The 25,689-nt window shown below is 41.6% G+C and carries 21 protein-coding genes; 5 read left to right on the top strand and 16 right to left on the bottom strand.

Going from position 1 to position 25,689, the window contains the following annotated elements; translation table 11 throughout:
- The first annotated feature begins 158 nt into the window (after positions 1-158).
- On the top strand, positions 159-2,579 hold the full coding sequence (locus ISP07_RS03115; protein ID WP_209326761.1) for a TonB-dependent receptor domain-containing protein: 2,421 nt from the start codon (positions 159-161) through the stop codon (positions 2,577-2,579).
- Positions 2,580-2,664: 85 nt separating this feature from the next.
- Here the strand turns inward: ISP07_RS03115 and glnS are convergent, their stop codons facing one another.
- Positions 2,665-4,332, bottom strand: a complete 1,668-nt coding sequence (gene glnS, locus ISP07_RS03110; protein ID WP_209326760.1) for a glutamine--tRNA ligase — start codon at positions 4,330-4,332, stop codon at positions 2,665-2,667.
- A 228-nt stretch (positions 4,333-4,560) separates the two neighbouring features.
- Here glnS and ISP07_RS03105 point away from each other — a divergent pair, with 228 nt between their 5' ends.
- Positions 4,561-5,631, top strand: coding sequence for a DUF3083 family protein (locus tag ISP07_RS03105; RefSeq protein WP_209326759.1), 1,071 nt, complete (start codon positions 4,561-4,563; stop codon positions 5,629-5,631).
- 76 nt (positions 5,632-5,707) lie between these two features.
- On the opposite strand, the gene argA is transcribed toward ISP07_RS03105, so the two are convergent.
- From argA to sdhC, 9 genes are all read right to left on the bottom strand, one after another.
- Positions 5,708-7,048: an amino-acid N-acetyltransferase gene (gene argA, locus ISP07_RS03100; protein WP_175078374.1), complete on the bottom strand. Its 1,341-nt coding sequence runs from the start codon at positions 7,046-7,048 to the stop codon at positions 5,708-5,710.
- A 194-nt stretch (positions 7,049-7,242) separates the two neighbouring features.
- Positions 7,243-8,115, bottom strand: coding sequence for a succinate--CoA ligase subunit alpha (gene sucD, locus ISP07_RS03095; RefSeq protein WP_054551365.1), 873 nt, complete (start codon positions 8,113-8,115; stop codon positions 7,243-7,245).
- Positions 8,115-9,281 (bottom strand): ADP-forming succinate--CoA ligase subunit beta, encoded by a 1,167-nt coding sequence (gene sucC / locus ISP07_RS03090; RefSeq protein ID WP_054551366.1) that lies wholly within the window; start codon positions 9,279-9,281, stop codon positions 8,115-8,117. The genes sucD and sucC overlap by 1 nt, the downstream gene beginning before the upstream one ends.
- A 177-nt stretch (positions 9,282-9,458) precedes the next feature.
- On the bottom strand, positions 9,459-10,955 hold the full coding sequence (gene odhB / locus ISP07_RS03085; RefSeq protein ID WP_199529670.1) for a 2-oxoglutarate dehydrogenase complex dihydrolipoyllysine-residue succinyltransferase: 1,497 nt from the start codon (positions 10,953-10,955) through the stop codon (positions 9,459-9,461).
- A 3-nt stretch (positions 10,956-10,958) separates the two neighbouring features.
- On the bottom strand, positions 10,959-13,778 hold the full coding sequence (locus tag ISP07_RS03080) for a 2-oxoglutarate dehydrogenase E1 component (RefSeq protein ID WP_209326758.1): 2,820 nt from the start codon (positions 13,776-13,778) through the stop codon (positions 10,959-10,961).
- An 84-nt stretch (positions 13,779-13,862) separates the two neighbouring features.
- On the bottom strand, positions 13,863-14,579 hold the full coding sequence (locus tag ISP07_RS03075) for a succinate dehydrogenase iron-sulfur subunit (RefSeq protein ID WP_054551369.1): 717 nt from the start codon (positions 14,577-14,579) through the stop codon (positions 13,863-13,865).
- A 10-nt stretch (positions 14,580-14,589) separates the two neighbouring features.
- A complete protein-coding gene (gene sdhA, locus ISP07_RS03070) occupies positions 14,590-16,362 on the bottom strand; it encodes a succinate dehydrogenase flavoprotein subunit (protein WP_054551370.1) in 1,773 nt (590 codons plus the stop codon).
- Positions 16,363-16,710, bottom strand: a complete 348-nt coding sequence (gene sdhD / locus ISP07_RS03065; RefSeq protein ID WP_054551371.1) for a succinate dehydrogenase, hydrophobic membrane anchor protein — start codon at positions 16,708-16,710, stop codon at positions 16,363-16,365.
- Complete coding sequence (gene sdhC, locus ISP07_RS03060; RefSeq protein ID WP_082389167.1) at positions 16,701-17,078, bottom strand: succinate dehydrogenase, cytochrome b556 subunit; 378 nt, start codon at positions 17,076-17,078, stop codon at positions 16,701-16,703. Before sdhC ends, sdhD begins: the two co-directional genes overlap by 10 nt.
- Before the next feature lie 408 nt (positions 17,079-17,486).
- Between sdhC and ISP07_RS03055 the strand changes: the two genes are divergently transcribed.
- From ISP07_RS03055 to ISP07_RS03045, 3 genes are all read left to right on the top strand, one after another.
- The gene (locus tag ISP07_RS03055; RefSeq protein WP_054551373.1) at positions 17,487-18,773 is read left to right on the top strand and encodes a citrate synthase; all 1,287 of its coding nucleotides are present in this window, start codon (positions 17,487-17,489) and stop codon (positions 18,771-18,773) included.
- Between the two features lie 111 nt (positions 18,774-18,884).
- Entirely contained in the window at positions 18,885-20,099 is a 1,215-nt protein-coding gene (locus ISP07_RS03050) for an aminotransferase class V-fold PLP-dependent enzyme (RefSeq protein WP_209326757.1), read from the top strand.
- A 13-nt stretch (positions 20,100-20,112) separates the two neighbouring features.
- Positions 20,113-20,526: a SufE family protein gene (locus ISP07_RS03045; RefSeq protein ID WP_054551375.1), complete on the top strand. Its 414-nt coding sequence runs from the start codon at positions 20,113-20,115 to the stop codon at positions 20,524-20,526.
- Between the two features lie 3 nt (positions 20,527-20,529).
- Here ISP07_RS03045 and tcdA read toward each other — a convergent pair whose 3' ends face one another.
- The 6 genes from tcdA to msbA are packed head-to-tail and all read right to left on the bottom strand — an operon-like array spanning position 20,530 to position 25,651.
- Positions 20,530-21,324 carry a tRNA cyclic N6-threonylcarbamoyladenosine(37) synthase TcdA gene (gene tcdA / locus ISP07_RS03040; RefSeq protein ID WP_209326756.1) on the bottom strand — a complete coding sequence of 265 codons (795 nt, stop codon included), beginning with the start codon at positions 21,322-21,324 and terminating at the stop codon, positions 20,530-20,532.
- Positions 21,325-21,999 (bottom strand): TIGR01621 family pseudouridine synthase, encoded by a 675-nt coding sequence (locus tag ISP07_RS03035; protein WP_209326755.1) that lies wholly within the window; start codon positions 21,997-21,999, stop codon positions 21,325-21,327.
- A 2-nt stretch (positions 22,000-22,001) separates the two neighbouring features.
- Complete coding sequence (gene kdsB, locus ISP07_RS03030; protein WP_209326754.1) at positions 22,002-22,757, bottom strand: 3-deoxy-manno-octulosonate cytidylyltransferase; 756 nt, start codon at positions 22,755-22,757, stop codon at positions 22,002-22,004.
- A complete protein-coding gene (locus ISP07_RS03025) occupies positions 22,745-22,942 on the bottom strand; it encodes a Trm112 family protein (protein ID WP_036968654.1) in 198 nt (65 codons plus the stop codon). Before ISP07_RS03025 ends, kdsB begins: the two co-directional genes overlap by 13 nt.
- Positions 22,932-23,909 carry a tetraacyldisaccharide 4'-kinase gene (gene lpxK / locus ISP07_RS03020; RefSeq protein ID WP_209326753.1) on the bottom strand — a complete coding sequence of 326 codons (978 nt, stop codon included), beginning with the start codon at positions 23,907-23,909 and terminating at the stop codon, positions 22,932-22,934. Before lpxK ends, ISP07_RS03025 begins: the two co-directional genes overlap by 11 nt.
- Positions 23,909-25,651 (bottom strand): lipid A export permease/ATP-binding protein MsbA, encoded by a 1,743-nt coding sequence (gene msbA, locus ISP07_RS03015; protein ID WP_209326752.1) that lies wholly within the window; start codon positions 25,649-25,651, stop codon positions 23,909-23,911. Before msbA ends, lpxK begins: the two co-directional genes overlap by 1 nt.
- Positions 25,652-25,689 lie beyond the last annotated feature (38 nt).

Raw genomic sequence — 25,689 nt, 5'->3', positions numbered from 1 at the left:
TTCAGCCATCTCAGTGTAACAGTCTAAGTATAGTGTATGATGTTAAAATCGCGACTTAGGGTTAAGGTATAGGTAAAGTTATAGTATAACGTTATTGCGATTAATATTTTCAGCGTTATAATATAACGCAACACTCAACAACAAACTTAGAAGTAGTAATGATTAAGCAAGTTTCAATTCTTTCTAGTGCTGTTGCCGCTGCGCTGTTTTCTCAATCAACAATGGCTGCTGTGATCACAGGTCAAGTATTAGATAAAAACCAACAACCTATCAGCAATGCTGAAATACATGTACACGGCAAATCACAAAGCGTTGTGACTGACAAACAAGGTCAGTTTAAAATTGATGTAGACAATAAAGGTCAGCTTCACATCAGTAAAAACAATTTCATCGATAAGCGTATTGCTATTAATGGCGAAGACCAAAATGTTGTAGTTACCCTTACACCAACCTCAGTTGAAACTGTTGTTGTTTATGCATCAGCGCTTCATAAAAATAGTCTTGAAATGATTTCGCCTGTGAATGTTTTAGCCGGTGATGAGTTAAAAGACAAAGCAAAACCGACATTAGGCGAAACATTAAAAGGTTTACCGGGCGTTAATGCTAGCTACTTTGGCCCAGTTTCATCAAGCCCAATTATTCGTGGTTTAGATGGTCCGCGTGTGAAAATCACCCAAAATGGCCTTGATAGCAGTGATGCATCTCGTATCGGCCCTGACCACGCAACATCAAATGACAGCCTAGCAGCAGAGCAAATCGAAGTACTTCGCGGCCCTGCTACTCTACTTTATGGCTCTGGCGCTATCGGTGGTGTGGTGAACGTTGTTGATAACCGTATTCCTACCGATAACATCGAGTCTTTAACCGGCGCTGCTCAATATACACACGATACAGTATCTAATACCAACACCTATGCTGCAAAACTTGAAACCGGTAATGATGGTTTCAACTTCCATTTCGATGGAACAAAGCGCAAAGGTCACGATTACGACACGCCAAACTTTGAGCTTCCTGAGGAACATGAAGAGCACGAGGAGCATGAAGGTGAAGAGCATGAAGAACACGAAACTGCTAACAGCGTAGAAAACACCTTTATTGATAGCCAAACAGTTAACTTTGGTACTAGTTACGTGGGCGATCACCTAACGTTAGGTGTGTCATTCGGCCGCATCGAAACAGATTACGGTATTCCTGCTCATGAGCATCATCATCATGAAGAAGAAGAGGAAGATCATGACGAACATGAAGGTGAAGAAGAGCACGAAGAATCAGTATTTGCACAGTTAGAGCAAGACCGCTGGCAAGGTTACATGAGCTATGCACTTCATGATAACTGGATTGAAAATATCTCACTACGCGTTGGCTACACAGACTACAAACACGCTGAAATCGAAGATGGTGCAGTGGGCACGGTGTTTACAAACAAAACAACCGAAGCACGTGCAACCGTTGAGCACAAGTTAGGCCTCTGGCACGGTATGGCTGGTTATCACTACACTGAGTCTGACTATGATGCAGATGGTGAAGAAGCCTTTACGCCAGCAAGCGTTACTAAAACAAACGCGCTATTCGTTCTTGAAGAGCGCCAGTTTGGTGATGTGACCATTGAGCTAGGTGCACGCCTTGAAGATTATCAAATCGATTCTGCTGTAAGCATGGCTGAGCATCATCATGATCACGATCATGAAGAGGAAGAAGAGCACCATGACGAAGAAGAAGCTGAAATCATTAACTACAGTGAAGATTTCACAAACCTAAGCTTATCTGCAGGTGCAATTTGGCAATATCAAGAAGGCCAAAGTGTTGCTTTAAGTGTATCTCGTTCAGAACGTGCGCCGCTAAGTGCTGAATTACTTTCAAACGGTATTCATATCGCAACAGGTACTTACGAGCTAGGCCTTGGTTATCATATTGAAGATGGCGAAATTCATTTTGAGCCCGAAGATATCGAGCAAGAAACTGCAACGAACTTTGATCTAAGTTTCCGTCGTTTTATTGGTGACTTTGGTTACACAGTTAACTTCTTCTATAACGACATTGAAAACTACTACTTCCAGCAAAATACCGGTTTAGTTTTCGATGAAGAGCATGGCTTAGAATCAGCAGCTGACGCAGATGAAGATGCAATGGCGGTTTACCAATTCACAAGTAAAGATGCAAAACTATACGGTATTGAATTTGACGTACACTATCAAGTGACGCCAAATGCGCTAGTTAAAGTGTTTGGTGATTCAACAACGGCTAAGCTAAAAGATGATGAAGGTTACTTACCTCGTATCCCTGCTAATAAACTGGGTTCTGAATTACAGTACACAGTGTCTGATTGGAAGTTTAGCCTAACCGGTACTCATTATTTTGAGCAGTCTGATATTACTGCTTACGAGACAAAAACTGACGGTTATACCCTATTTGATGCATCAGCTAACTACCAACTTGACTTAGGCCCTGTTGATACACAGCTTTATATTAATGTTGACAACTTAACCGATGAACTTGGTTTCGTACACAGCTCATTCATTAAAGAAAAAGCACCACTACCTGGTCGTAACTTCAGCTTGGGTATTCGCGGTTATTTCTAATCGCTTTTAATCGTTATAAAAAAACCCTTTCACTTTTAAAGTGAAAGGGTTTTTTATTAAGCATAGAAACTAAATAGATTAGGTATTAGCCCTTTTGTTCAATCTTCGCCCATGAATCACGAAGACCCACTGTTTGATTGAATACTAATGTTTCTGCTTTGCTATCACGACAGAAGTAACCTGTACGCTCAAACTGGAAGCCCTGCTCTGCTTGAGCATGTGCAAGTGACGGCTCAACTTTCGCATTTTCAAGAACCACGAGTGATTCAGGGTTTAGTGTTGCGTTAAAGTCTTCTGCTGCAGCTGGGTTTGGTACGTTAAATAAACGGTCGTATAAACGAACTTCAGCTGTGATAGATTCACTTGCTGATACCCAGTGAATTACACCTTTAACCTTGCGGCCATCACTTGGGTTTTTACCCAGAGTTTCAGGATCGTAAGAGCAGAAGATAGTCGTAATTTCGCCGTTTTCGTCTTTTTCAACGCGCTCAGCTTTAATGACATACGCACCACGTAAACGTACTTCTTTATCAAGAACTAAACGCTTAAATTTGTTGTTTGCTTCTTCACGAAAGTCTTCACGCTCGATATAAAGTTCACGAGTGAAAGGTACGTCACGGCGACCCATCTCTTCTTTATTCGGGTGATTTGCAACAGATAACGTCTCTACTTTATCTGCGTCATAGTTTTCGATAACAATCTTCACAGGATCAAGAACAGCCATTGCACGCGGTGCATGCTCATTTAGGTCTTCACGGATACAAGCTTCTAGCATACCCATTTCAACCATGTTCTCTTGTTTAGTGATACCGATACGAGAACAGAACTCACGTACAGATGCAGGTGTATAACCACGACGACGTAAACCCGCAATCGTTGGCATACGTGGGTCGTCCCAGCCTTCAACATGACCATTTACTACTAAGTCGTTTAATTTACGCTTAGACATAATGGTGTACTCAAGATTTAATCGTGAGAACTCGATTTGTTGTGGATGACACTCAAGGCTGATGTTATCTAATACCCAATCGTATAAACGACGGTTATCTTGGAACTCAAGCGTACATAGAGAATGTGTGATACCTTCTAACGCATCAGAGATACAGTGCGTGAAATCGTACATTGGATAAATGCACCACTTGTCGCCTGTTTGGTGGTGATGAGCAAAACGTACACGGTATAAAATTGGATCACGCAATACCATGAATGAGCTTGCCATATCGATTTTAGCACGCAGTACACATTCGCCTTCTTTGAACTCACCATTACGCATTTTTTCGAATAGCGCTAGGTTTTCTTCAACTGGCGTATCACGGTATGGGCTATTTTTACCCGGCTCTTTTAAAGTACCACGGTATTCACGGGCTTGATCTGGCGATAAGAAACACACATACGCTAGGCCTTTTTCGATAAGCTCAACAGCATAGCCGTATAACGCATCGAAATAGTTAGATGAATATTTAATTTCACCATCCCACTGGAAACCTAACCACTGCACATCTTCTTTAATCGAGTTTACGTAGTTGATGTCTTCTTTTTCTGGATTCGTATCATCAAAACGTAAGTTACAAAGACCTTGATAATCTTGGGCGATACCAAAATTTAAACAAATAGACTTTGCATGACCAATGTGTAAAAAACCGTTTGGTTCAGGTGGAAAACGCGTGTGTGTAGTCGCATGCTTACCGCTTGCTAGATCTTCGTCGATACGCGTTCTAATAAAGTTACTTGGGCGATTCTCAATTTCCGCCATAGGAGCATAATCCTCTGAATATTGCATGGTGACAAAACTAATGCATTATTACAAAAACAAACCCTAACATACAGTGGTTGCATCATGTTTATTGAAGATATTACGTCGATTGTTGAGTACATAGTTCACAGACTCGACAAAATCGGTAAAAAAATTGTTCTAACGCAATAAAATGATCATTGACTAGCGATATAGTGCCGTCAGTTTCACTACCAATAAGGAAAAAAGATGGCTTCGCTCAATCAACATCGAGTCTATATTCCAAGCTCAGCACGTGCAAACCAGTATGTGTTAGTTGAATTTAAACCTACTGATGAGTTTTTTGCCCAGTTTACCAATGTGAGCTGTGCTTATAAGCGTCTTGCAAGGGAGTTATTTGCACTATGTGATGAGTATGAATTACATAATGTACACCTAATCGCCAACGATAAACTGCCAGTGGTTCGTTACCATGATGAGGCATATAGCTTAGAAACCGCTAAGCAAATTTTGTTTTTCTATAACCCACAATACCATGAAGCACATAATGTATTTGCTGATGGTGAGCAAAAATGCAAAAAAATTCGTTTATTATTCTTAGCGACTGGTGAAGATATTCGCGCTCATGCGGCTAGTTTTCATCATAATGTGCAAAGAGTAATCAATTCACTACAAGCAAAACTACTGAGCGGCCAACCACCTCTTAAAATTCGTGACCACCAACATCTAACTTATGATTTATTTGCTAAAGCAAAAGGCCACAAAGAAAGCTATGGCTATAAATTACGTAGCTTATATCCACGTTACCAGTCCCGCCAATGTCATTTGCCAAATGAACACAGTGAGATGACATACGCTGGGTTTTCGATTCCAGTAACTCGCGCCATTAAAACGCAATTTCAGCATATGCTGAACGAAGAGAATTATACGCAGTTTTATCAATATATCTTTGATGCGTTCAAACAAGCATGTGATAAACGCGGATTAACACTCGGCGCTTTCATCGCTAACGGTACCCGCCCTATTGTTCGTAATAGCAATATTGATAACGCACAAAGTAACTGCGAACTGCAAAAGCTAACCTTTGATTGCAGCTCTGAGCAGGTGCAATTACAACAGTATTGGGATGCAGATCAACTTGTAGATTCACTACATTTTGTGATTGCCGCTGCCGATAAAGACAAGCATGACATTGGTTATGGTAAGTTTATGAATCAAGTGCAAAGTGCGATAAATGAAGTTACTGACGAGCTGGCATTTAATCCAACTCGCCAAGATTTACGCGTACGTTTTTATCAGCACATTAACTATCAATATTAAGACTATACCCAAGCCCCTCAATATGCTGAAACTCGCACCTTGGGGTGGTTTGGGTATATTAGAGGTGACACATGCGTCACCTCTTATTACCTAGCTTAGTTAAATCTAGACGCAATACTTTAGAGCGGCGTTCATGGTTATAAAGCGCTTTTTTCTTCGCAGGTAGCTCATCAACTGTCACTATTTCAAAACTTTGCTCTAAAAACCAGTGAATGCTGCGTGTGGTGAGAGCAAATAAATGCGAATAACCTGCACGTTTAGCCTTATTAATAATAAACCTCAGTAGATAACTGCCGCGGTCGGCATCTCGGTACTGAGGGTGAACAGCCAAACTTGCAAACTCCCCCACTTGTTCATCTGCAAACGGATACAGAGCCGCACAGGCTATGATAAGTCCATCACGCTCGATAACCGTAAATTGTTCAATTTCGATTTCTAGCTGCTCACGAGAACGGCGTACTAAATAGCCTTGTTGTTCAAGGGGTCTAATAAGGTTAATGATACCGGTAATATCAGCAATACTTGCACTTCGTAATTGCTCAGAGCTTTGTGGTGCGATTTGTGTACCAATACCATCTAAAGAGAACAGCTCTTGTAATAGTGCACCATCTTCTTTATAACTAACAAGATGGCAACGATGCACGCCACCCCGACAAGCATCAATTGCAGCTTGCAAGAAAACAGTGGCGCTTACACATGAGTCAGGTTGCTTGCGGTAGCTTGCTAATAGTTGCTCGGCTTCATTTGGCATTAGCTCTGCAATTGCTTCACCATTTTCATCCAAAATACCGGCTTCTTTACAGAACCCAAGCATTTTATCAGCGCGTAGTTTGAGAGCTACTTGCGTAGCGATTTCTTCAGCGGTTAAGTTAAAGCTTTCACCTGTAACAGACGCCGCTATTGGCCCAAGCAGAACAATTCCGTTGTTATCTAACTGGTGGCGAATACCCGCAACATCAATACGTCTCACTCTACCTGAATGATGATAGTCAACACCTTCATCAACACCTAGAGGCTGAGCAATAACAAAATTACCACTCACCACATTTAAAAATGAGCCAGACATAGGTGTACTACTTAAAGACGTAGATAAACGCGCGGTTATATCGAACTGCATTGCACCCGCAACTTTTTTAATTACATCAAATGTTGCGTTATCAGTTACCCGTATCTCATTATGAAACTGACTAGTTATGCCAACTTGTTCAAGCGCTGCGTTAAACTGTGGACGAGCACCAAACACTAAAACAATCTTAATACCAAGACTAGTTAGTAGCGCGACATCGTTGATGATGCTGCGACAACCAGACTGATCGATCGCCTCTCCGCCAAGCATAACAACGAATGTTTTACCGCGGTGAGCATTAACGTATGGAGTTGACTGGCGAAATCCATCTACCAATTCTGTGGTACGCACGTAATATTTACCTTATTAAAGTCGAATGTTTTAATAAAAACAGATATACAAGCCACAAGTGTAGAGAATTTATATTCACAAATAAAGCATTATTATTCTTAATTTACAGGTGGAATTTTCGTGCATGTTATAAGATAGTGGCAGATACAAAAAAGGCCCGCATAAGCGAGCCTTTTTTAAGAGATTAGAACTGATTACCAGCCTGTCTTCTCTTTAAGTGCATTACCGATGTCAGCTAGTGAACGTACAGTTTTTACGCCAGCAGCTTCTAATGCAGCAAATTTCTCATCAGCAGTACCTTTACCGCCTGCGATGATTGCACCAGCGTGACCCATACGCTTACCTGCAGGTGCAGTAACACCAGCAATGTAAGAAACAACAGGTTTAGTTACGTTGTGCTTGATGTATTCTGCAGCTTCTTCTTCTGCAGTACCACCGATTTCACCGATCATAACGATAGCTTCAGTTTGCTCGTCTTTTTCGAACATTTCTAAAACGTCGATGAAGTTAGTGCCAGGGATTGGGTCACCACCGATACCAACACATGTTGATTGGCCGAAACCAGCGTCAGTAGTTTGCTTAACCGCTTCATAAGTAAGAGTACCAGAACGTGATACGATACCTACTTTACCAGGCTTGTGGATGTGACCAGGCATGATACCGATCTTAGTTTCACCCGGAGTGATAACACCTGGGCAGTTAGGACCGATCATACGAACACCAGTTTCATCAAGCTTAACTTTAACGTCAACCATGTCTAGTGTTGGGATACCTTCAGTGATACAAACGATTAGCTCGATGCCAGCATCGATAGCTTCTAAGATTGCATCTTTACAGAAAGGTGCTGGTACGTAGATAACTGATGCAGTTGCGCCAGTTGCTTCAACAGCGTCACGTACTGTGTTGAATACTGGAAGACCAAGATGCGTTTGACCGCCTTTACCTGGGCTTACACCACCAACCATTTGTGTACCGTACTCAAGCGCTTGCTCAGAGTGGAAAGTACCTTGGCCACCTGTGAAACCTTGACAGATAACTTTTGTATCTTTATTGATTAATACAGACATTATTTGCCCTCCGCAGCAGCAACAACTTTTTCAGCTGCGTCTGTTAGTGATTCAGCAGCGATGATGTTAAGGTCAGAACTAGCTAGTACTTCACGACCAAGTTCAGCGTTAGTACCTTCTAAACGTACTACTACAGGAACATTTACACCTACTTCTTTAACTGCACCGATGATACCTTCTGCGATCATGTCACAACGAACGATACCACCAAAGATGTTAACTAAAACAGCTTTAACGTTGTCGTCAGATAAGATGATCTTGAATGCTTCAGATACACGCTCTTTAGTTGCGCCGCCACCAACATCTAGGAAGTTAGCTGGCTTGCCACCGTGTAGGTTTACGATGTCCATAGTACCCATCGCTAGGCCTGCACCGTTAACCATACAACCAACGTTACCGTCTAGTGCAACGTAGTTAAGCTCGAAGCTTGCAGCGTGAGCTTCACGCGCGTCTTCTTGTGAAGGATCGTGCATTTCACGGATTTTAGGTTGACGGTAAAGCGCGTTACCATCTACACCGATTTTACCGTCTAGACAGTGAAGGTTACCTTCGTCTGTAATTACTAGCGGGTTGATTTCTAATAATGCGAAATCGAAATCGTTGAACATGTTTGCAAGACCCATGAAGATCTTAACGAACTGTTTCATTTGAGTAGGGTTTAAACCTAGTTTGAAACCTAATTCACGAGCTTGGTAAGCTTGAGGACCAACTAATGGATCAATCTCAGCTTTGTGAATTAATTCTGGAGTTTCTTCTGCAACTTGCTCGATTTCAACACCACCTTCAGTAGATGCCATGAAAACAACTTTACGAGAAGCACGATCTACTACAGCGCCAAGGTATAATTCGTTAGCGATGTCAGTGCAGCTTTCAACAAGGATTTTAGCTACTGGCTGACCATTTTCGTCTGTTTGGTAAGTAACTAAGTTTTTACCTAACCAGTTCGCAGCGAACTCTTTAACTTCGTCGATTGTTTTAACTAGCTTAACACCGCCAGCTTTACCACGGCCACCTGCGTGAACCTGTGTTTTAACAACCCACATATCACCGCCGATTTTCTCAGCAGCTGCTGCAGCTTCTTCAGGTGTATCGCAAGCGAAACCTTGAGAAACTGGTAAACCATATTCGGCAAAAAGTTGTTTTGCCTGATACTCATGCAAATTCATGATGCTTTATCCAATTTTTTATACTAAAAGAGCTGAATATTTATGCAAAATAAACAGCTATCCCAAATTGCGCACTTAGTATAAATCCCAAGGCTCCACATGAAAACCCCAGTTAGACCAAAGGCGCAAAAAAAAAGCTGTGAACGAGGTTCACAGCTTAGTTTTCATACAACCAGATTAAACATCTAGTAGTAAACGAGTCGGATCTTCAAGTAACTCTTTAATTGTTACTAAGAAACCTACTGATTCTTTACCATCGATTTGGCGGTGATCATAAGATAACGCTAAGTACATCATTGGTAAGATTTCAACTTTACCATTTACAGCCATAGGACGCTCTTGGATTTTGTGCATACCTAAGATTGAAGACTGTGGTAAGTTGATGATTGGTGTAGATAGTAATGAACCGAATACACCACCGTTAGTGATAGTGAAGTTACCACCTGTCATATCATCAATTGATAATTTACCGTCACGACCTTTAAGCGCTAGCTCACGGATACCTTTTTCGATTTCAGCAACTGATAGCTTGTCACAGTCTTTAAGTACTGGTGTAACAAGACCACGTGGTGTAGAAACCGCAATGCTGATGTCGAAGTAGTTGTGATAAACAATGTCATCACCGTCGATAGACGCATTTACTTCAGGGAAACGCTTAAGTGCTTCAGTAACTGCTTTCACGTAGAAAGACATGAAACCTAAACGGATACCGTGACGCTTTTCGAATACTTCTTGATACTGCTTACGAAGGTCCATGATTGGCTTCATGTTAACTTCGTTGAAAGTCGTTAACATTGCAGTTGAGTTTTTCGCTTCAAGAAGACGATTAGCGATTGTTTTACGTAAACGAGTCATAGGAACACGTTTTTGTGTACGGTCACCCATAGGTGCTGCTGGCGCTGCTGCTTCTGCTTTAGGCGCTGCTGCCGGAGCTTTTAAGAATGTATCAACATCTTCTTTAGTTACACGGCCATTTTTGCCAGTACCTTTGATTTTTGATGCATCAAGACCTTTCTCAGCGATTAAACGACGAACTGACGGTGTTAATACGTCAGAGCTGTCATTTGATTCGCTTGCTGGTGCTGCTTCAGCTTTAGGAGCTGCTGCCGGTGCTGCACCCGCTTTAACTGTACCAATTACTTGCTCACCAAGTACTGTTTCGCCTTCAGCGTGAATGTGCTCACCCATGATACCGTCTTCTTGAGCAACAACTTCAAGAACAACTTTATCAGTTTCGATGTCAACAAGGTTTTGGTCGCGTGTTACCGCTTCACCTGGTTGAACGTGCCAAGTAGCAATTGTCGCGTCTGCGACTGATTCTGGAAGTACAGGTACTTTAATGTCCACTTCTTTACCTTCTGATGCTGGTGCTGATTGCGCCGCTGGCGCGTCTTCTGATTTAGCTGGTGCAGAGTCGTCACTTGCTGGTGCAGCATCTGCATCACCAAGTAATGCAATTACTTGTTCGCCAAGTACCGTTGCACCTTCTTCTTGTGAAATTTCAGTGATTACACCGTCATTTGGTGCAACAACTTCTAAAACAACTTTATCTGTTTCGATATCTACTAAGTTTTGGTCGCGGCTTACTTTGTCGCCAACACTTACGTGCCATGTTGCAACAGTAGCATCAGCAACCGACTCAGGAAGTACAGGAACTTTAATTTCTGTGCTCATTGCTTATCCTTTCTTTTCAATAGTAAGCGCATCTGCAACGAGCGCTTGTTGTTCTTTATTATGCACTGACATGTAACCACACGCTGGTGATGCTGATGCTTTACGACCTGCGTAAGTTAATTTAGCACCGGCTGGGATTGCATCAACAAAGTGGTGTTGAGAACAATACCATGCACCTTGGTTTTGTGGCTCTTCTTGACACCAAACAAAATCTTTAACGTGTTGGTAACGCTGCATGATTGTATCCATCTCAGCGTGTGGGAATGGATATAATTGTTCTACACGAACAATAGCAATGTTATTTAATTCTTGCTTACGACGCTCTTGTAGTAGTTCGTAGTAAACTTTACCACTACAGAATACAACGCGTTCTACTTTATCTGCTGCAATATCATCGATTTCATCGATCATATTATGGAACACACCTTCAGATAACTCTTCAAGTGAAGATGTTGCCAACGGGTGACGAAGTAGCGACTTAGGCGTCATAACAATCAATGGACGACGAAGTGGACGTACTGATTGACGACGAAGCATTGCATAAACTTGCGCAGGTGTTGAAGGAACACATACTTGCATGTTGTGATCAGCACACAACTGTAAGAAACGCTCTAAACGTGCCGAGCTATGCTCAGGACCTTGACCTTCATAACCGTGTGGAAGTAAACATGTAAGACCACATAAACGGCCCCACTTCTGCTCACCTGAACTTAAGAATTGGTCAAATACAACTTGTGCACCGTTCGCAAAGTCACCAAATTGTGCTTCCCACATTACAAGCGACGTAGGTTCAGCTGTTGCGTAACCATATTCAAACGCAAGTACCGCTTCTTCAGAAAGAACTGAGTCATAGACTTCAAATGCACCTTGCTTTTCGCTGATATTTTGCAGCGGCAAGTATGTTGATGCATCTTTTTGGTTATGAACAACAGCATGACGGTGGAAGAATGTACCACGGCCTGAATCTTGACCTGTTAAACGGATATCTGTACCCGCATCAACAAGCGTTGCATAAGCAAGTGTTTCAGCCATACCCCAATCAAGTGGTTTTTCACCTGTTGCCATTAGCTTACGGTCGTCGTAGATTTTCTTAACGCGCGACTGTGCTTTGTGGTTTTCTGGGAAGCTTGCTACTTTTTCGCCAAGCTCTTTTAACTTTTCAACCGATACTGTTGCATCGTACTCAACATCCCAATCGTGACCAACAAACTTAGCCCAATCAGAAGAGTGTGATGTTTCTAGTTGAATTTCTTCAACAACACAGTTGCCTTTGTCTAAACCGTTACGGTAATCATCAGCAAGTGCTTTTACTTCATTTTCTGAGAATGAACCTTCAGCAACTAATTGGTCTGCGTAAATTAGACGAGGTACTGGATGCTTTTTGATTTTTTGGTACATAAGTGGTTGAGTCGCGTTCGGCTCATCCGCTTCGTTATGACCATGACGGCGATAACATACTAAATCAATCACTACATCACGTTTAAACTGGTTTCTGAAATCAAGTGCGATTTGAGTAACAAATGCAACCGCTTCAGGATCGTCAGAGTTAACGTGGAAAATTGGTGCCTGAACCATTTTCGCAATATCAGTACAGTATGGTGTAGAACGTACATCAGACTGTTTAGACGTTGTGAAACCAACTTGGTTATTTACAACGATACGGATACTACCACCACAACTAAATGCATTAGTTTGCGATAAGTTAAATGTTTCTTGTACAACACCTTGACCTGCGATTGCAGAGTCACCGTGAATAGTAATTGGTAATGCTTTAATACCTGACTTATCACCTAGACGGTCTAAACGAGCACGTACCGAACCCATAACCACTGGGTTAACGATTTCTAAGTGAGACGGGTTAAATGCAAGTGCCATGTGCACGTTGCCACCCTTAGTTGCAAAGTCAGATGAATAACCCATGTGATATTTAACATCACCTGAGCCTAATGTGTCTTTGTGTTTACCAGCGAACTCATCGAATAATTCTGATGGGTTTTTACCTAAAACGTTCACTAGTACGTTCAAGCGACCGCGGTGAGCCATACCAATAACAGCTTCTTTTTGTCCGCTTTCACCTGCACGATGAATTAGTTCTTTGAGCATTGGTACTAACGCATCACCACCTTCAAGTGAGAAACGTTTTGCACCAGGGAACTTAGCCCCTAAGTATTTTTCAAGACCATCTGCAGCTGTTAATCCTTTAAGGATACGTAGCTTTTCTTCTTTAGAGAACGTTGGACGTGATTGCACTGATTCTAAACGTTGTTGTAACCAACGCTTTTCTTCAGTTGAAGTGATGTGCATATACTCAGCACCAACCGACCCACAATAAGTCGTTTTGAGTGCTTGATATAGCTCACCTAATGGCATGGTTTCGCGACCGACAGCAAACGAACCCACATTGAATTCACGGTCAAAGTCAGCTTCAGATAAATCGTGGTACTCTAATTCTAGATCACGAACACGTTCGCGTTGCCAAATACCTAATGGATCTAGGTTGGCATTTTGGTGACCACGGAAACGGAAAGCATTAATAAGTTGTAGCACTTTGACCTGTTTAGGATCACCAGAGCCACCCTCTGCTACCACTACTTCTCTATGCTTGTTTTTAGCAAGCTGTGCAAATTGTGAACGAACTTCTGAATGTTTAACGTCAACATCCACACCATCAACTTTTGGTAATTGTTCGAACACTTCTCGCCATTCTTCTGGCACAGAAGTCGCATCATCTAAGTACGCTTCATAAAGCTCTTCTACGTAAGCAACGTTACCGCCGTTTAAGTGAGAAGATTCTAGCCATGCCTTCATCACACCTTCGTGCATTTATAAGCCCTTTTCTTTAGCGCAGAAATTAATTGTTGTAAAAACAAGGTGGTTAATCACTTAACCACCTTACATATTCAAGCTTTAAACAGCGCGGTTTAAAAGCATTGATTTGATTTGTCCAATTGCTTTGGTCGGGTTAAGACCTTTTGGACACACGCTAACACAGTTCATGATACTGTGACAACGGAACACGCTGAACGCATCGTCAAGGTCAGCAAGACGCTCTTCAGTAGCTGTATCGCGGCTATCAGCCAAGAAACGATACGCATGTAGAAGACCCGCAGGACCGATGAACTTGTCTGGATTCCACCAGAACGAAGGACACGATGTTGAACAACATGCACATAAGATACACTCATATAAGCCATCTAACTTATCACGTTCTTCGATTGACTGAAGACGCTCACCCGCCGCTGGCGTGTCGTTAATTAGGTAAGGCTTAACTTTTTCGTATTGAGTGTAGAACTGACTCATGTCAATAACAAGGTCACGTACCACAGGTAAACCTGGTAATGGGCGAATTACGATTTTACCTTTGCCACCTTTAAGTAGCGTTGATAAAGGCGTGATACACGCTAAACCATTTTTACCATTCATGTTGATACCGTCTGAACCACACACACCTTCACGGCATGAACGACGGAATGATAATGTTGGATCTTGCTCCTTCAATTGCATAAGCGCATCCAATACCATCATATCTTGGCCTTCTTGCGTTTCTAGCGAGAAGTCCTGCATACGTGGTGCATTATCAACATCTGGATTGTAACGATAAACCGAAAATTGTACTTGTGCCATCGTCTCGCTCCTAGTATGTACGTGCTTTAGGTGGGAAAGCTTCACGCAGTTTCGGCGCGTAGTTTACATCACGTTTGCTCATTTCTTCGCTCTTAGGATCGTAGATTGAGTGACATAACCAGTTTTCGTCATCACGATCTGGGAAGTCAAAACGAGAGTGTGCACCACGGCTTTCTGTACGGAAGTTTGCAGCTACTGCTGTTGAGTAAGCTGTTTCCATCAAGTTATCAAGCTCTAGACATTCGATACGTGCAGTGTTGAACTCAGTCGACTTGTCGTCAAGACGAGCGTACTGAAGACGTTCACGAATTTCTTTAAGCTCTTTAAGACCTGTTGCCATTGCATCACCTTCACGGAATACCGAGAAGTTAAGTTGCATACACATTTGTAGGTCTTTCTTGATTTGTACTGGGTCTTCACCTTGGCCAGCTTTAGAGCTTTCCCAACGGTTAAAGCGTGCAAGTGATGCTTCAAGGTCTGAATCAGACGCATCTTTACCTGCTTCAACACCGTTAAGGTACTTACCTAAGAAGTTACCAGCTGCGCGGCCGAATACAACTAAGTCAAGTAGTGAGTTACCACCTAGGCGGTTAGCACCGTGTACAGATACACATGCAATCTCACCAACAGCGAATAAACCTTCAACTACTTTCTCTTGGCCGTTTGCATCAATTTGTAATGCTTGACCATTTACGTTAGTTGGAACACCACCCATCATGTAGTGACATGTTGGGATAACTGGAATTGGCTCTTTAGCTGGATCAACGTGTGCGAATGTTTTCGCAAGGTCACATACGCCTGGTAGACGTAAGTTAAGTGTTTCTTCACCTAAGTGGTCAAGCTTAAGCTTGATGTGTGGACCATAAGGACCATCGCAACCACGACCTTCACGGATCTCAGTCATCATTGAACGAGCAACAACGTCACGAGATGCTAAGTCTTTTGCATTTGGGGCGTAACGTTCCATGAAGCGTTCGCCGTCTTTATTTAGAAGGTAACCACCTTCACCACGACAACCTTCAGTTACAAGTACACCGGCACCGGCGATACCTGTTGGGTGGAACTGCCACATTTCCATATCTTGCATTGCAACGCCAGCACGTGTAGCCATACCAACACCGTCACCAGTGTTGATGTGTGCATTCGTTGTCGATGCATAGATACGGCCTGCACCACCTGTTGCTAAAACAACAGCTTTTGATTTGAAGTAAACAACTTCACCAGACTCGATGTCGATTGCTGTACAACCAACAACGTGACCGTCGCTGTTTTTAACTAAATCTAGTGCGTACCACTCAGAGAATACGTTAGTTTTGTTTTTAACGTTCTGTTGGTATAAACAGTGTAATAGCGCGTGACCTGTACGGTCAGCTGCTGCTGCAGTACGTGCAGCCTGTTCACCACCAAAGTTTTTCGACTGGCCGCCGAAAGGACGTTGATAAACACGGCCATTTTCAAAACGAGAAAATGGTAAACCCATGTTTTCTAATTCAGTAATAGCTTCTGGGCCTGTTTTACACATATATTCGATAGCGTCTTGGTCACCGATAAAATCGGAACCTTTAACAGTATCGTACATGTGCCATTCCCAGTTATCTTCATGTGAGTTACCCAGCGCAACCGTAATACCACCCTGTGCAGACACAGTGTGAGAACGTGTAGGGAAAACTTTTGAGATAAGTGCACAGGTTTTGCCTGATTCAGTGATAGCTAGTGCTGCGCGCATACCCGCACCACCGGCACCAATCACTACAGCGTCAAATTCACGAACAGAATAATTCACTTAAACACCCCATAAAACGATTAGACCAATTGCTACGTAAGCAACAGCCATAAGGTTTAATACAAAGCCTAAAACAGCACGTAATTTAGCGCATTTAACATAGTCAGTAAGAACTTGCCAAAGGCCGATACGGGTGTGAACCATGATGCAAACTAGGGTAATTAAGGTAAACCCTTTCATTGCTAGGTTAGAGAATAGGCCTTGCCAGGCTTCGAAAGTGACTTCTGGCGTACATAAAAAATAGCCGATAATAAAAATCGCGTAAGCGCTGATTATTAATGCTGTTGCACGTAGTGATACGAAATCTTGTACACCATCACGTTTAAGAGTTGCTTGATTTAAAACCATATCCACACTCCTGCTAGAATTGCAGCTACAACACCTAAAGCTAATGCAACTTTAGCGCTGAAGTTACCTGATTCAAGTTCTTCCCAGTGACCCATGTCCATAATGATATGACGGATACCACCAATTAAGTGATACGCCAATACAGAAATGGTGCCCCATGCTATGAATTTGGCAATGAATCCGCTGAACAGACCCTTGACGAATTCAAAACCTTCTGCAGAAGAAAGAGACTCAGACCAAGCCCAAATGACAAACGTTAAAGCAAAAAATAATGCAACACCGGTGACGCGGTGTAAAATTGATGCTTTAGCCGTTGCCGGCATAGATATAGTTGTTAGATCTAGATTTACAGGTCTTTGCTTTTTCACAGTTACTTGCCCATCTTGCCCTTATCGGGCTCATCTACTTGTTTTTCTAAAACCCATCAAAATGAATTTCGATGGAACTATCTAAGTAAACCGTGTTGATACACAAAAAGTTCACACTTATGCAAAACTCAAATGTAAAAATAAAGTTTACCTACAGACAATACGGTATAAAACCTTGGATAGTATATATAGCCAAAGGTCTTTTTACAATTCTTGTTTAGTAAGAGACGTTTGCGAATTAGCCAATAGTATAATATTTAATCCTGACAGAATATTTATTATCCATTTGTGCATAATGTTTATAAAAATTGACTTTATACCCCTCTTTCACGTTAAAATGAAAAGAATGTGCTTAAACAGATTCAGAACATAACAATCAGAGTTGTTATCTTAATAGGAGATAAATAGATGGCGGATAAGAAAGCCACGGTCCATATTGATGGTCTTGATCCAATCGAACTTCCAATTTACCAAGGCACTGCTGGCCAAGACGTAATCGACGTACGTACGTTAGGTTCACACGGTCACTTCACTTACGACCCAGGTTTCATGTCGACCGGTTCTTGTGAATCTTCAATCACTTACATCGATGGCGGCAAAGGTGTTCTATTACACCGTGGTTACCCAATCGAGCAATTAGCTGATGAATCAAACTACATCGAGCTTTGCTACTTACTATTAAACGGCGAATTACCGACTAAAGAACAATACGAAGCGTTTGCTCAAGAAATCACGCACAACACAATGCTTGATACTAAAATCGCAAACTTCTTCCAAGGTTTCCGCTTTGACGCTCACCCAATGGCAATGCTGTGTGGTGTTGTAGGTGCTCTTTCTTCTTTCTACCACGAAGATTTAGACATTACTGACGCAACACAACGTAAAACAAGCGCAATCAAGCTAGTTGCTAAACTACCAACTATCGCTGCGATGGCTTACAAATACAATGTAGGTCAACCGTTTGTTTACCCACGTAACGACTTAAGCTTCGCTGAAAACTTCTTACACATGATGTTCTCAGTACCAGCTGAAGAATACAAAGTAAGCCCTGTCCTTGCTAAAGCAATGGACAAAATCTTCATGCTTCACGCTGACCATGAGCAAAACGCATCAACGTCAACTGTTCGTCTAGCTGGTTCTTCAGGTGCTAACCCTTACGCGTGTATCGCGGCTGGTATCGCATCTCTATGGGGCCCTGCGCACGGTGGTGCTAACGAAGCATGTCTTAACATGTTAGAAGAAATCGGCTCTGTTGACCGTATCGACGAGTACGTTGCTAAAGCTAAAGATAAGTCTGATCCTTTCCGTCTTATGGGCTTTGGTCACCGTGTATACAAAAACTTCGACCCACGTGCGACAGTAATGCGTCAAACATGTCACGAAGTACTTGCTGAGCTAAACATTCAAGATCCACTTCTTGATATCGCTATGAAGCTTGAGCAAATTGCACTTGAAGACCCATACTTCGTTGAGAAGAAACTTTACCCTAACGTAGATTTCTACTCAGGTATCATCTTAAAAGCAATCGGTATTCCAACAAGCATGTTCACTGTAATCTTTGCAATGTCACGTACTGTTGGTTGGATCTCTCACTGGGATGAGATGCTTTCTCAACCTGGTCACAAGATCAGCCGTCCTCGTCAGTTATACACTGGTGAAACTTCACGCGATTACGTACCAACAGACAAGCGTTAATACGAATTTGCGTTTAAAAAAGGCCGCTATGCGGCCTTTTTTGTTGCCCTGCACTTGTCTATTTGTGCAAAGTAATTAAAATCGTCGCATTCTTGTAGCTTAAGGCCTTTCATGTTCGATATCACAAAAATACGTGCTGACTTTCCAATACTGAATGAAACAGTCAATGAGCAGCCTTTGGTGTATTTAGACTCAGCGGCTACCTCGCAAAAGCCACAGGCAGTTATTAATGCCCTTAGCCGATTTTATAGCCATGAGAACGCCAATGTGCACCGCGGCCGCCATACACTCAGTGAAAACGCGACACGCCAATATGAACATACCCGAACGCTACTTGCAGATTATTTCTCTGTAAAAAGTAATGAGATAGTGTGGACCAAAGGCGCAACCGAATCGATTAATTTAATCGCAAATGGTCTGGCTTCGAGGCTTAACCCTGGCGATAAAATTGCCATATCAGCCATTGAACACCACGCCAACATAGTCCCTTGGCAACAATTAGCACAGCGCACCGGTGCAGAAGTCATTATTTTGCCGATAGAAAATGATTTAACTATTAATAGCGTGCACTGTAGTGAATTTATCAAGCAACAAAAGCCTAAAATAGTCGCTATTACCCATGCATCAAATACCCTTGGGAATATCACTGATTTAGCGCCAATCATTAACGCATGTAAAGCCATTAATGCTATTTCGGTTATTGATGGTGCGCAGGCTGCGATGCATTTACGGCCTAATTTACAAGAAATTTCCTGTGATTTTTACGTGTTTTCTACCCATAAAATGCTCGGGCCGACAGGTTTAGGAGGCCTATATGGCCGATTTGAGCTGTTAAATTCGCTCGATGTATATCAAACCGGTGGCGAAATGATTGAAACAGTGAGCCTAACACACAGCACTTTTCGTGATGCGCCGGGTAAATTTGAAGCAGGAACACCCAATATTGCAGGTGTCATTGCCTTTAGTGAGGCAATAAATTATTTAATATCGTTAGATTTTCAGCAAATGCGTCAACATGAGCATACAGTTTTTGACTATGCGATAAAACAATTATCAGCTATTGATGGTATTAATATCTATTCAAACCAAACAGATAACATCGGTAACATTAGTTTTAATTATCGCGATGAACATCCGTTTGATTTAGCCACCCTACTTGATGGATTTGGCGTTGCCGTGCGTAGTGGCCATCATTGTACGCAACCTATAATGAGTCATTTAGGCATCCCAGGTACTGTACGAGCAAGTTTTGCGTTATATAACACTAAAGCTGATGTCGATGCCTTTATCAGTGCTGTTAAAAGTAGTATTGAGTTATTAGATTAATTTTGGATAAGTTATGAATTCAGCGTTTGAAGCCGTTAGTAAAAACATTGAAACAGCTGCTGGGTGGCAGCAAAAATATCGCCAAATAATGCTCTTAGGTAAGCAATTACCTGTTATGCCTGAAGTACTTAAAGTAGATGATGCTCTAGTTAAAGGCTGTGAAAGTAAAGTTTGGCTATATATCGACTTTGATCATACTGAAAACAGCCTGGTTTTAGCAGGCGATTCAGATACTCGCATCGTTAAAGGACTATTGGCTTTAATTTTAGCCTTATACAATGGTCTAACACCGGAGCAAGCGGCGCAAATAAATGCCTATGATGAATTTGAACGACTCGGTCTAATTAGCCATTTGAGCCCTTCTCGTGGTAATGGTATTAAAGCCATGGTTGATAAAATTCAAACCATGGCTGAACAAAAACAATAAGTTTTATAAACTACGCTGTTTTTTATCTAGGTATTTTCTAATGGCTTTGGCTGCAACAAAAAAACCAAAGCTGCCTGTCACCATGGTTGCAGAGCCAAAACCATTATTACAGTCCATATTCATTGAACCATCTGCACCTTGTTTTGCTTGGCAAACCTCACCGTCAGAGGTTGGATATACAAGCTGCTCTGTTGAATAAACACAATCAACGTTAAATTTTCGCTTTGGATTGCTACTAAAGTTGTACTGTTTTCGCAAAATATAACGTACTTTTGCAAGCAATGGATCATGGGTTGTCTTTGCAACGTCACCAAAACTGATTTGACTAGGGTCGGTTTGCCCGCCCGCGCCTCCAGTGGTAATAACCGGTAGTTTTATGCGTTTACAGTGAGCAATAAGCGCAGCTTTTTCTTTTACAGCATCAATACAATCAATCACATAGTCAAAACCTTGAATATGCTCACGAATGTTATCTAGCGTAATGAAATCGTCAATAACATTAATTTTGATATCTGGATTTATAAGCTCACAACGTGTTTTCATCGCTTCTACTTTTGCTTCGCCTACGGTGCCAGTTAAAGCATGAATTTGACGATTAACATTGGTAGCACAAATATCATCTAAATCAATGAGGGTTAGTTGCCCTACACCCGTTCGAGCCAATGCTTCAGCAGCCCAACTCCCTACGCCACCAATACCAATGACACAAAAATGTGCTTGTTGTAACCAATCAAATTGTTGATGGCCATATAAACGTTTAATGCCACCAAAACGGATGTCTTGTGTTGTTTCTTTCATTTACCAATCCAACGTCCAAGGAGCTGTCCACTCTTTGAATTCGTCTGAGTTAAAAACTTCATTAAGATGAGCACCTAAAGTGTAATCACATCGATACTCTTTAAGCTGCTCTTTATAGCTAAATTGTAGTGCATAGGCATGCAAGTTGGTGCGCTCGTCTTTACTACCAGCATAGGTACTATCACCTAGAATTGGAGCGCCTAAGCTTTTCATTGCGACTCTAAGCTGATGTGTCTTACCAGAGAATGGCTTTAACAAATATGCACGAAGCCCTGGTCGAATACTTTTTGAGTAAAAGCGTGTTATAGCAGGATTCGTTTGGCTCTTTAACAGCTTAAATGCACCACGACGACTTTTTTGCATATCCCCTTTAATCCAACCTTGCTTTTTCTTAGGCTTAGCATCACTAACGGCTAGATAAAACTTATTTATTTTATGATCAGAAAATAGCGAAGTGAATTCGGCTGCTGCTTCTTTGTTACGGGCTAATATAATTAAACCTGATGTTACTTTATCTAGCCGATGAACCGGATAGAGCTTCTCATTAACAAGCTCTTCAGCAAGTACGACAAAACCAGCACATTGTTCACTATGAAAGCTCACACCTGCTGGTTTATAAAAAACAAAGAAGTCATCTTCACTGGCGTGAAGATGAACATTGTTTACATCATGCATTTTTAGTTGCCAAGCACTGCAATAACGCGCGCTAAGTCTTCAGGGGTATCTACGCCTGCTTGCGGCGCACACAGAGCTTTTGCGATTTTAATTTTGTGACCATGATAAAGTACGCGAAGCTGCTCTAATGACTCTAAAAGCTCTAATCGAGATTCTGGTAATTCGATGTAGTCCTTAATAAAGCCAGCACGATAAGCATAAATACCAATGTGGCGCGCAAAATCAGCAAGATTTAGCTTATCTCGCTCATCATTCATCATCGCATCACGGTGATAAGGGATAGGCGAGCGTGAAAAATACAGTGCGTTGTTGTCTGCATCGTTAATGACTTTCACGCAATTGGGATTAAATATATCGTCAATCTCATCAATGCTGGTGCTCAAAGTCGCCATTGGCGCATCAGAATCAGCAAGTAGCATGGCAACTTGAGATACATTTTCGCTTGCCAATAAAGGCTCATCACCTTGCACGTTGACAACAATAGTGTCACTTTCAAGTTTTAACTGTTCAACAACCTCAGCTAAACGTTCTGTGCCTGATTGGTGATCTTCTCGTGTCATCAATACATTATCAGTAAACTTCTTTACTGCATCAAACACTGTTTGATGATCAGTCGCTACATAAACTTGTGATGCACCTGACGCAACTGCTTTTTCATAAACATGTTGGATCATTGGTTTACCACAAATATCAGCAAGTGGTTTACCTGGTAAACGCGTCGATGCGTAGCGAGCTGGGATAACGACTACGAATTCCACTTATCAACCTCTTCTTGGCTTAATTCACGGGCTTCATTTTCTAAAAGCACCGGGATATCGTCTTTGATTGGGTACGCTAATTTCGCAGCAGTACTGATAAGCTCTTGATTCTCTTTATCAAGACGTAATTTACCTTTACACACTGGGCAAGCGATAATTTCAAGTAATTTTGTATCAAAGGCCATTGAGGATCCCTTTTTGTTTTAATAATAAATTAAGTTTTTCGATAACTGCTGCTGTTGGCTTTGCATCAACAGGTAAATAATACCAATTTGGTTTAGCAAAACTAAAGCATTTAACTGCATCTTTTTCTGTCATAAATACAGCGTCATCTGCAAAATCGCTAAAGTCATTTGCTTGGTAGGCATAATGATCACGAAAATGATGAGTCGATAGTAAGTTAATGCCTTGCTGCTCAAGACTTATTTCAAAGCGTTTGGGGTTACCAATAGCACTGACCGCATGGCCTTTATCTTGAACTGAATTGGCGAGTTCTGAATTACTCACAGTTCGAAATGGGCTTGATGCTAAATCATAGCGGCTTTGTGCGTTGCCACCATTTTCTATGACTAAATCAACCGATTTTAAGCGCGCTTTGGTTTCACGAAGTGGACCTGCAGGCATTAATAAACCGTTACCAAATTGGCGTTCACTATCAACAATACAGCATTCGATATCACGCGCCATTTTATAATGCTGCATGCCATCATCAGAAATAATGACATCGATATCCTGCTGCTCTAATTTTTTTATACTGGCTTGTCGGTCAGGGCCAACCATTACAACACAACCTAGGCGGCGCTTAATAAGTACAGGTTCGTCACCCGCTTGCATTGTCGTCGTTTGTTCAGTCACTAACAAAGGATACGAATCAGACTGACCACCATAGCCACGGCTGATCACAGCCACTTTTAAACCTTGCTGCTGTAAGTACTCAGCAAGCCAAATAACAAATGGCGTTTTGCCGTTACCACCCACACTAATGTTACCAACCACAATAACCGGAACATGCGCTTTAAATGCTTTTAGTATATTAAGCTTATAAAACAAAGCGCGAAGTGTTGAGATAAGCCAAAAAAGCACACTGAAAGGTAACAGCAGAACACTGACTAAACCTGGTTTTTTATACCAGCTTTTTTCAATAAAACTCACTACTGCTCACCAAACTGCATTTTACATAAGGCACTATAGGTACCGTCTTTTTCTAGTAGTTCGCTATGCGTGCCCTTTTCGATAACTTGACCATGGTCGATAACATAAATGCAATCACTGTTTTCTATTGTTGATAAACGGTGTGCTATCACAATCGATGTTTTTTCTTTCATCAAGCTATCAAGTGCTTGCTGAATCAGTTTTTCAGATTCAGTATCAAGTGCAGATGTCGCTTCATCAAGAATCAAAATAGGGGCATCTTTTAATATTGCACGAGCAATGGCTATTCGCTGACGCTGGCCGCCTGATAACATAACGCCATTTTCACCCACCATGGTATCTAAACCTTCTGGTAAGTCTTTAACAAACTCCCAAACATGGGCTTGCTTGGCAACAGCCATTAACTCCTCGTTTGTTAATTCGCGGTCGAGGCCATAGCAAATGTTATTCGTGATGGTGTCGTTAAATAAAACCACTTGCTGTGAAACGAGTGCAAATTGCTTACGTAAGTCTGTCAATTTGTAATCAGCGATGTTGACGCCATCAAGCAAAATTTCACTGTCACCTTCAAGCTCATAATAACGCGGCAATAAATTTGAGATGGTCGATTTACCTGAGCCGGAACGGCCCACTAATGCGATGCTTTCGCCGGCATTAATCGAAAGTGATAAATTCTTTAATACAGGCTCATCTTTCGTTGGGTATTTAAAGGTCACATTGTTCACTTCAATTTTCCCAGTTACTTTATCAACGCTGTAGGTGCCTGTGTCTTTTTCTACTTCTTCATCAAGTACCAAAAAGATACTTTGCGCTGCAGAAATACCACGTTGTAAATCGCTATTAACGTTTGAAAGTTGCTTAAGTGGACGCAGTAACATCATCATTGATGAAATTAGTAATACGAAGTCACCTGAACTGATGGTATCAATCATTGACGGCATAGACACAACCCATAAAATCACGGCCATCGCGCTTGCTGCTAATATTTGGATAACAGAAACACTTAGCGCTTTGGTTGCATCCATTTTAATGCGCTGTTGGCGATTATGATTATTAATAGCCGAAAACTGCGTTATCTCTTGTTGTTGACCACCAAAGCCATGTATCACTTTATGACCAGAAAGCATTTGCTCTGAGCTACGAGTTACTTGGCCCATCGCTGATTGGATTTTTTTCGAAATCATACGAAAACGTTTCGATACAAAGGCAACGATCACGGCCACCAGCGGAATAATAACTAAAAATATCAGTGACAGCTTCCAGCTGGTATAAAACATATTGAAAAGTAAGAAAACAACAAAGGCCCCTTCTCTAACAACAATTAACAGGGCTTTAGTAATGGCTTGTTGAACCTGCTCAGTATCAAAGGTGATTTTAGAGATTAAATCGCCATTTGAATTTTTATCATGAAAAGACACCGGCAGATGTAAAATATGTTCGAATAATTGTTGGCGCAACGTTCTTACAACTTGAGAGCCAACATAACTTAAACAGTACGACGACATATAGTTAAACATGCCACGACCTAATACCAATGCAATCACAACAAATGGTGCATAAGTTAAAACATCAGTGTTACGATCATTTAAACCTTCATCAATGAAGGGCTTCATTAAATTGATAAACAATGCATCCATGGCTGAATAGCCAATCATGCCTACAATGGCGAAAAACGCGATTAACTTATAATCACCCACATAACTGATTAATCGCTTATAGATTTGGGATGTAGTTTGATCCATAACACTCTCTTATTCATAGACTTCGACTATTGTAGCCT

Origin of the sequence: Pseudoalteromonas sp. PA2MD11 (genome assembly GCF_017808125.1) — a bacterium.
GTDB lineage: Bacteria > Pseudomonadota > Gammaproteobacteria > Enterobacterales > Alteromonadaceae > Pseudoalteromonas > Pseudoalteromonas simplex.
This window is presented reverse-complemented; position numbering and strand designations above follow the sequence as displayed.

Bases quoted from the DNA above. Each gene is read 5' to 3' on its own strand.
- ISP07_RS03105 (WP_209326759.1), top strand. From the start codon at position 4,561: ATGGCTTCGCTCAATCAACATCGAGTCTATATTCCAAGCTCAGCACGT.
- ISP07_RS03080 (WP_209326758.1), bottom strand. From the start codon at position 13,778: ATGCACGAAGGTGTGATGAAGGCATGGCTAGAATCTTCTCACTTAAAC.
- sucC (WP_054551366.1), bottom strand. From the start codon at position 9,281: ATGAATTTGCATGAGTATCAGGCAAAACAACTTTTTGCCGAATATGGT.
- ISP07_RS03050 (WP_209326757.1), top strand. From the start codon at position 18,885: ATGTTCGATATCACAAAAATACGTGCTGACTTTCCAATACTGAATGAA.
- ISP07_RS03055 (WP_054551373.1), top strand. From the start codon at position 17,487: ATGGCGGATAAGAAAGCCACGGTCCATATTGATGGTCTTGATCCAATC.
- glnS (WP_209326760.1), bottom strand. From the start codon at position 4,332: ATGGCGGAAATTGAGAATCGCCCAAGTAACTTTATTAGAACGCGTATC.
- sdhD (WP_054551371.1), bottom strand. From the start codon at position 16,710: ATGGTTTTAAATCAAGCAACTCTTAAACGTGATGGTGTACAAGATTTC.
- msbA (WP_209326752.1), bottom strand. From the start codon at position 25,651: ATGGATCAAACTACATCCCAAATCTATAAGCGATTAATCAGTTATGTG.
- ISP07_RS03035 (WP_209326755.1), bottom strand. From the start codon at position 21,999: ATGCATGATGTAAACAATGTTCATCTTCACGCCAGTGAAGATGACTTC.
- tcdA (WP_209326756.1), bottom strand. From the start codon at position 21,324: ATGAAAGAAACAACACAAGACATCCGTTTTGGTGGCATTAAACGTTTA.
- ISP07_RS03045 (WP_054551375.1), top strand. From the start codon at position 20,113: ATGAATTCAGCGTTTGAAGCCGTTAGTAAAAACATTGAAACAGCTGCT.
- odhB (WP_199529670.1), bottom strand. From the start codon at position 10,955: ATGAGCACAGAAATTAAAGTTCCTGTACTTCCTGAGTCGGTTGCTGAT.
- ISP07_RS03115 (WP_209326761.1), top strand. From the start codon at position 159: ATGATTAAGCAAGTTTCAATTCTTTCTAGTGCTGTTGCCGCTGCGCTG.
- ISP07_RS03075 (WP_054551369.1), bottom strand. From the start codon at position 14,579: ATGGCACAAGTACAATTTTCGGTTTATCGTTACAATCCAGATGTTGAT.
- ISP07_RS03025 (WP_036968654.1), bottom strand. From the start codon at position 22,942: ATGGCCTTTGATACAAAATTACTTGAAATTATCGCTTGCCCAGTGTGT.
- sucD (WP_054551365.1), bottom strand. From the start codon at position 8,115: ATGTCTGTATTAATCAATAAAGATACAAAAGTTATCTGTCAAGGTTTC.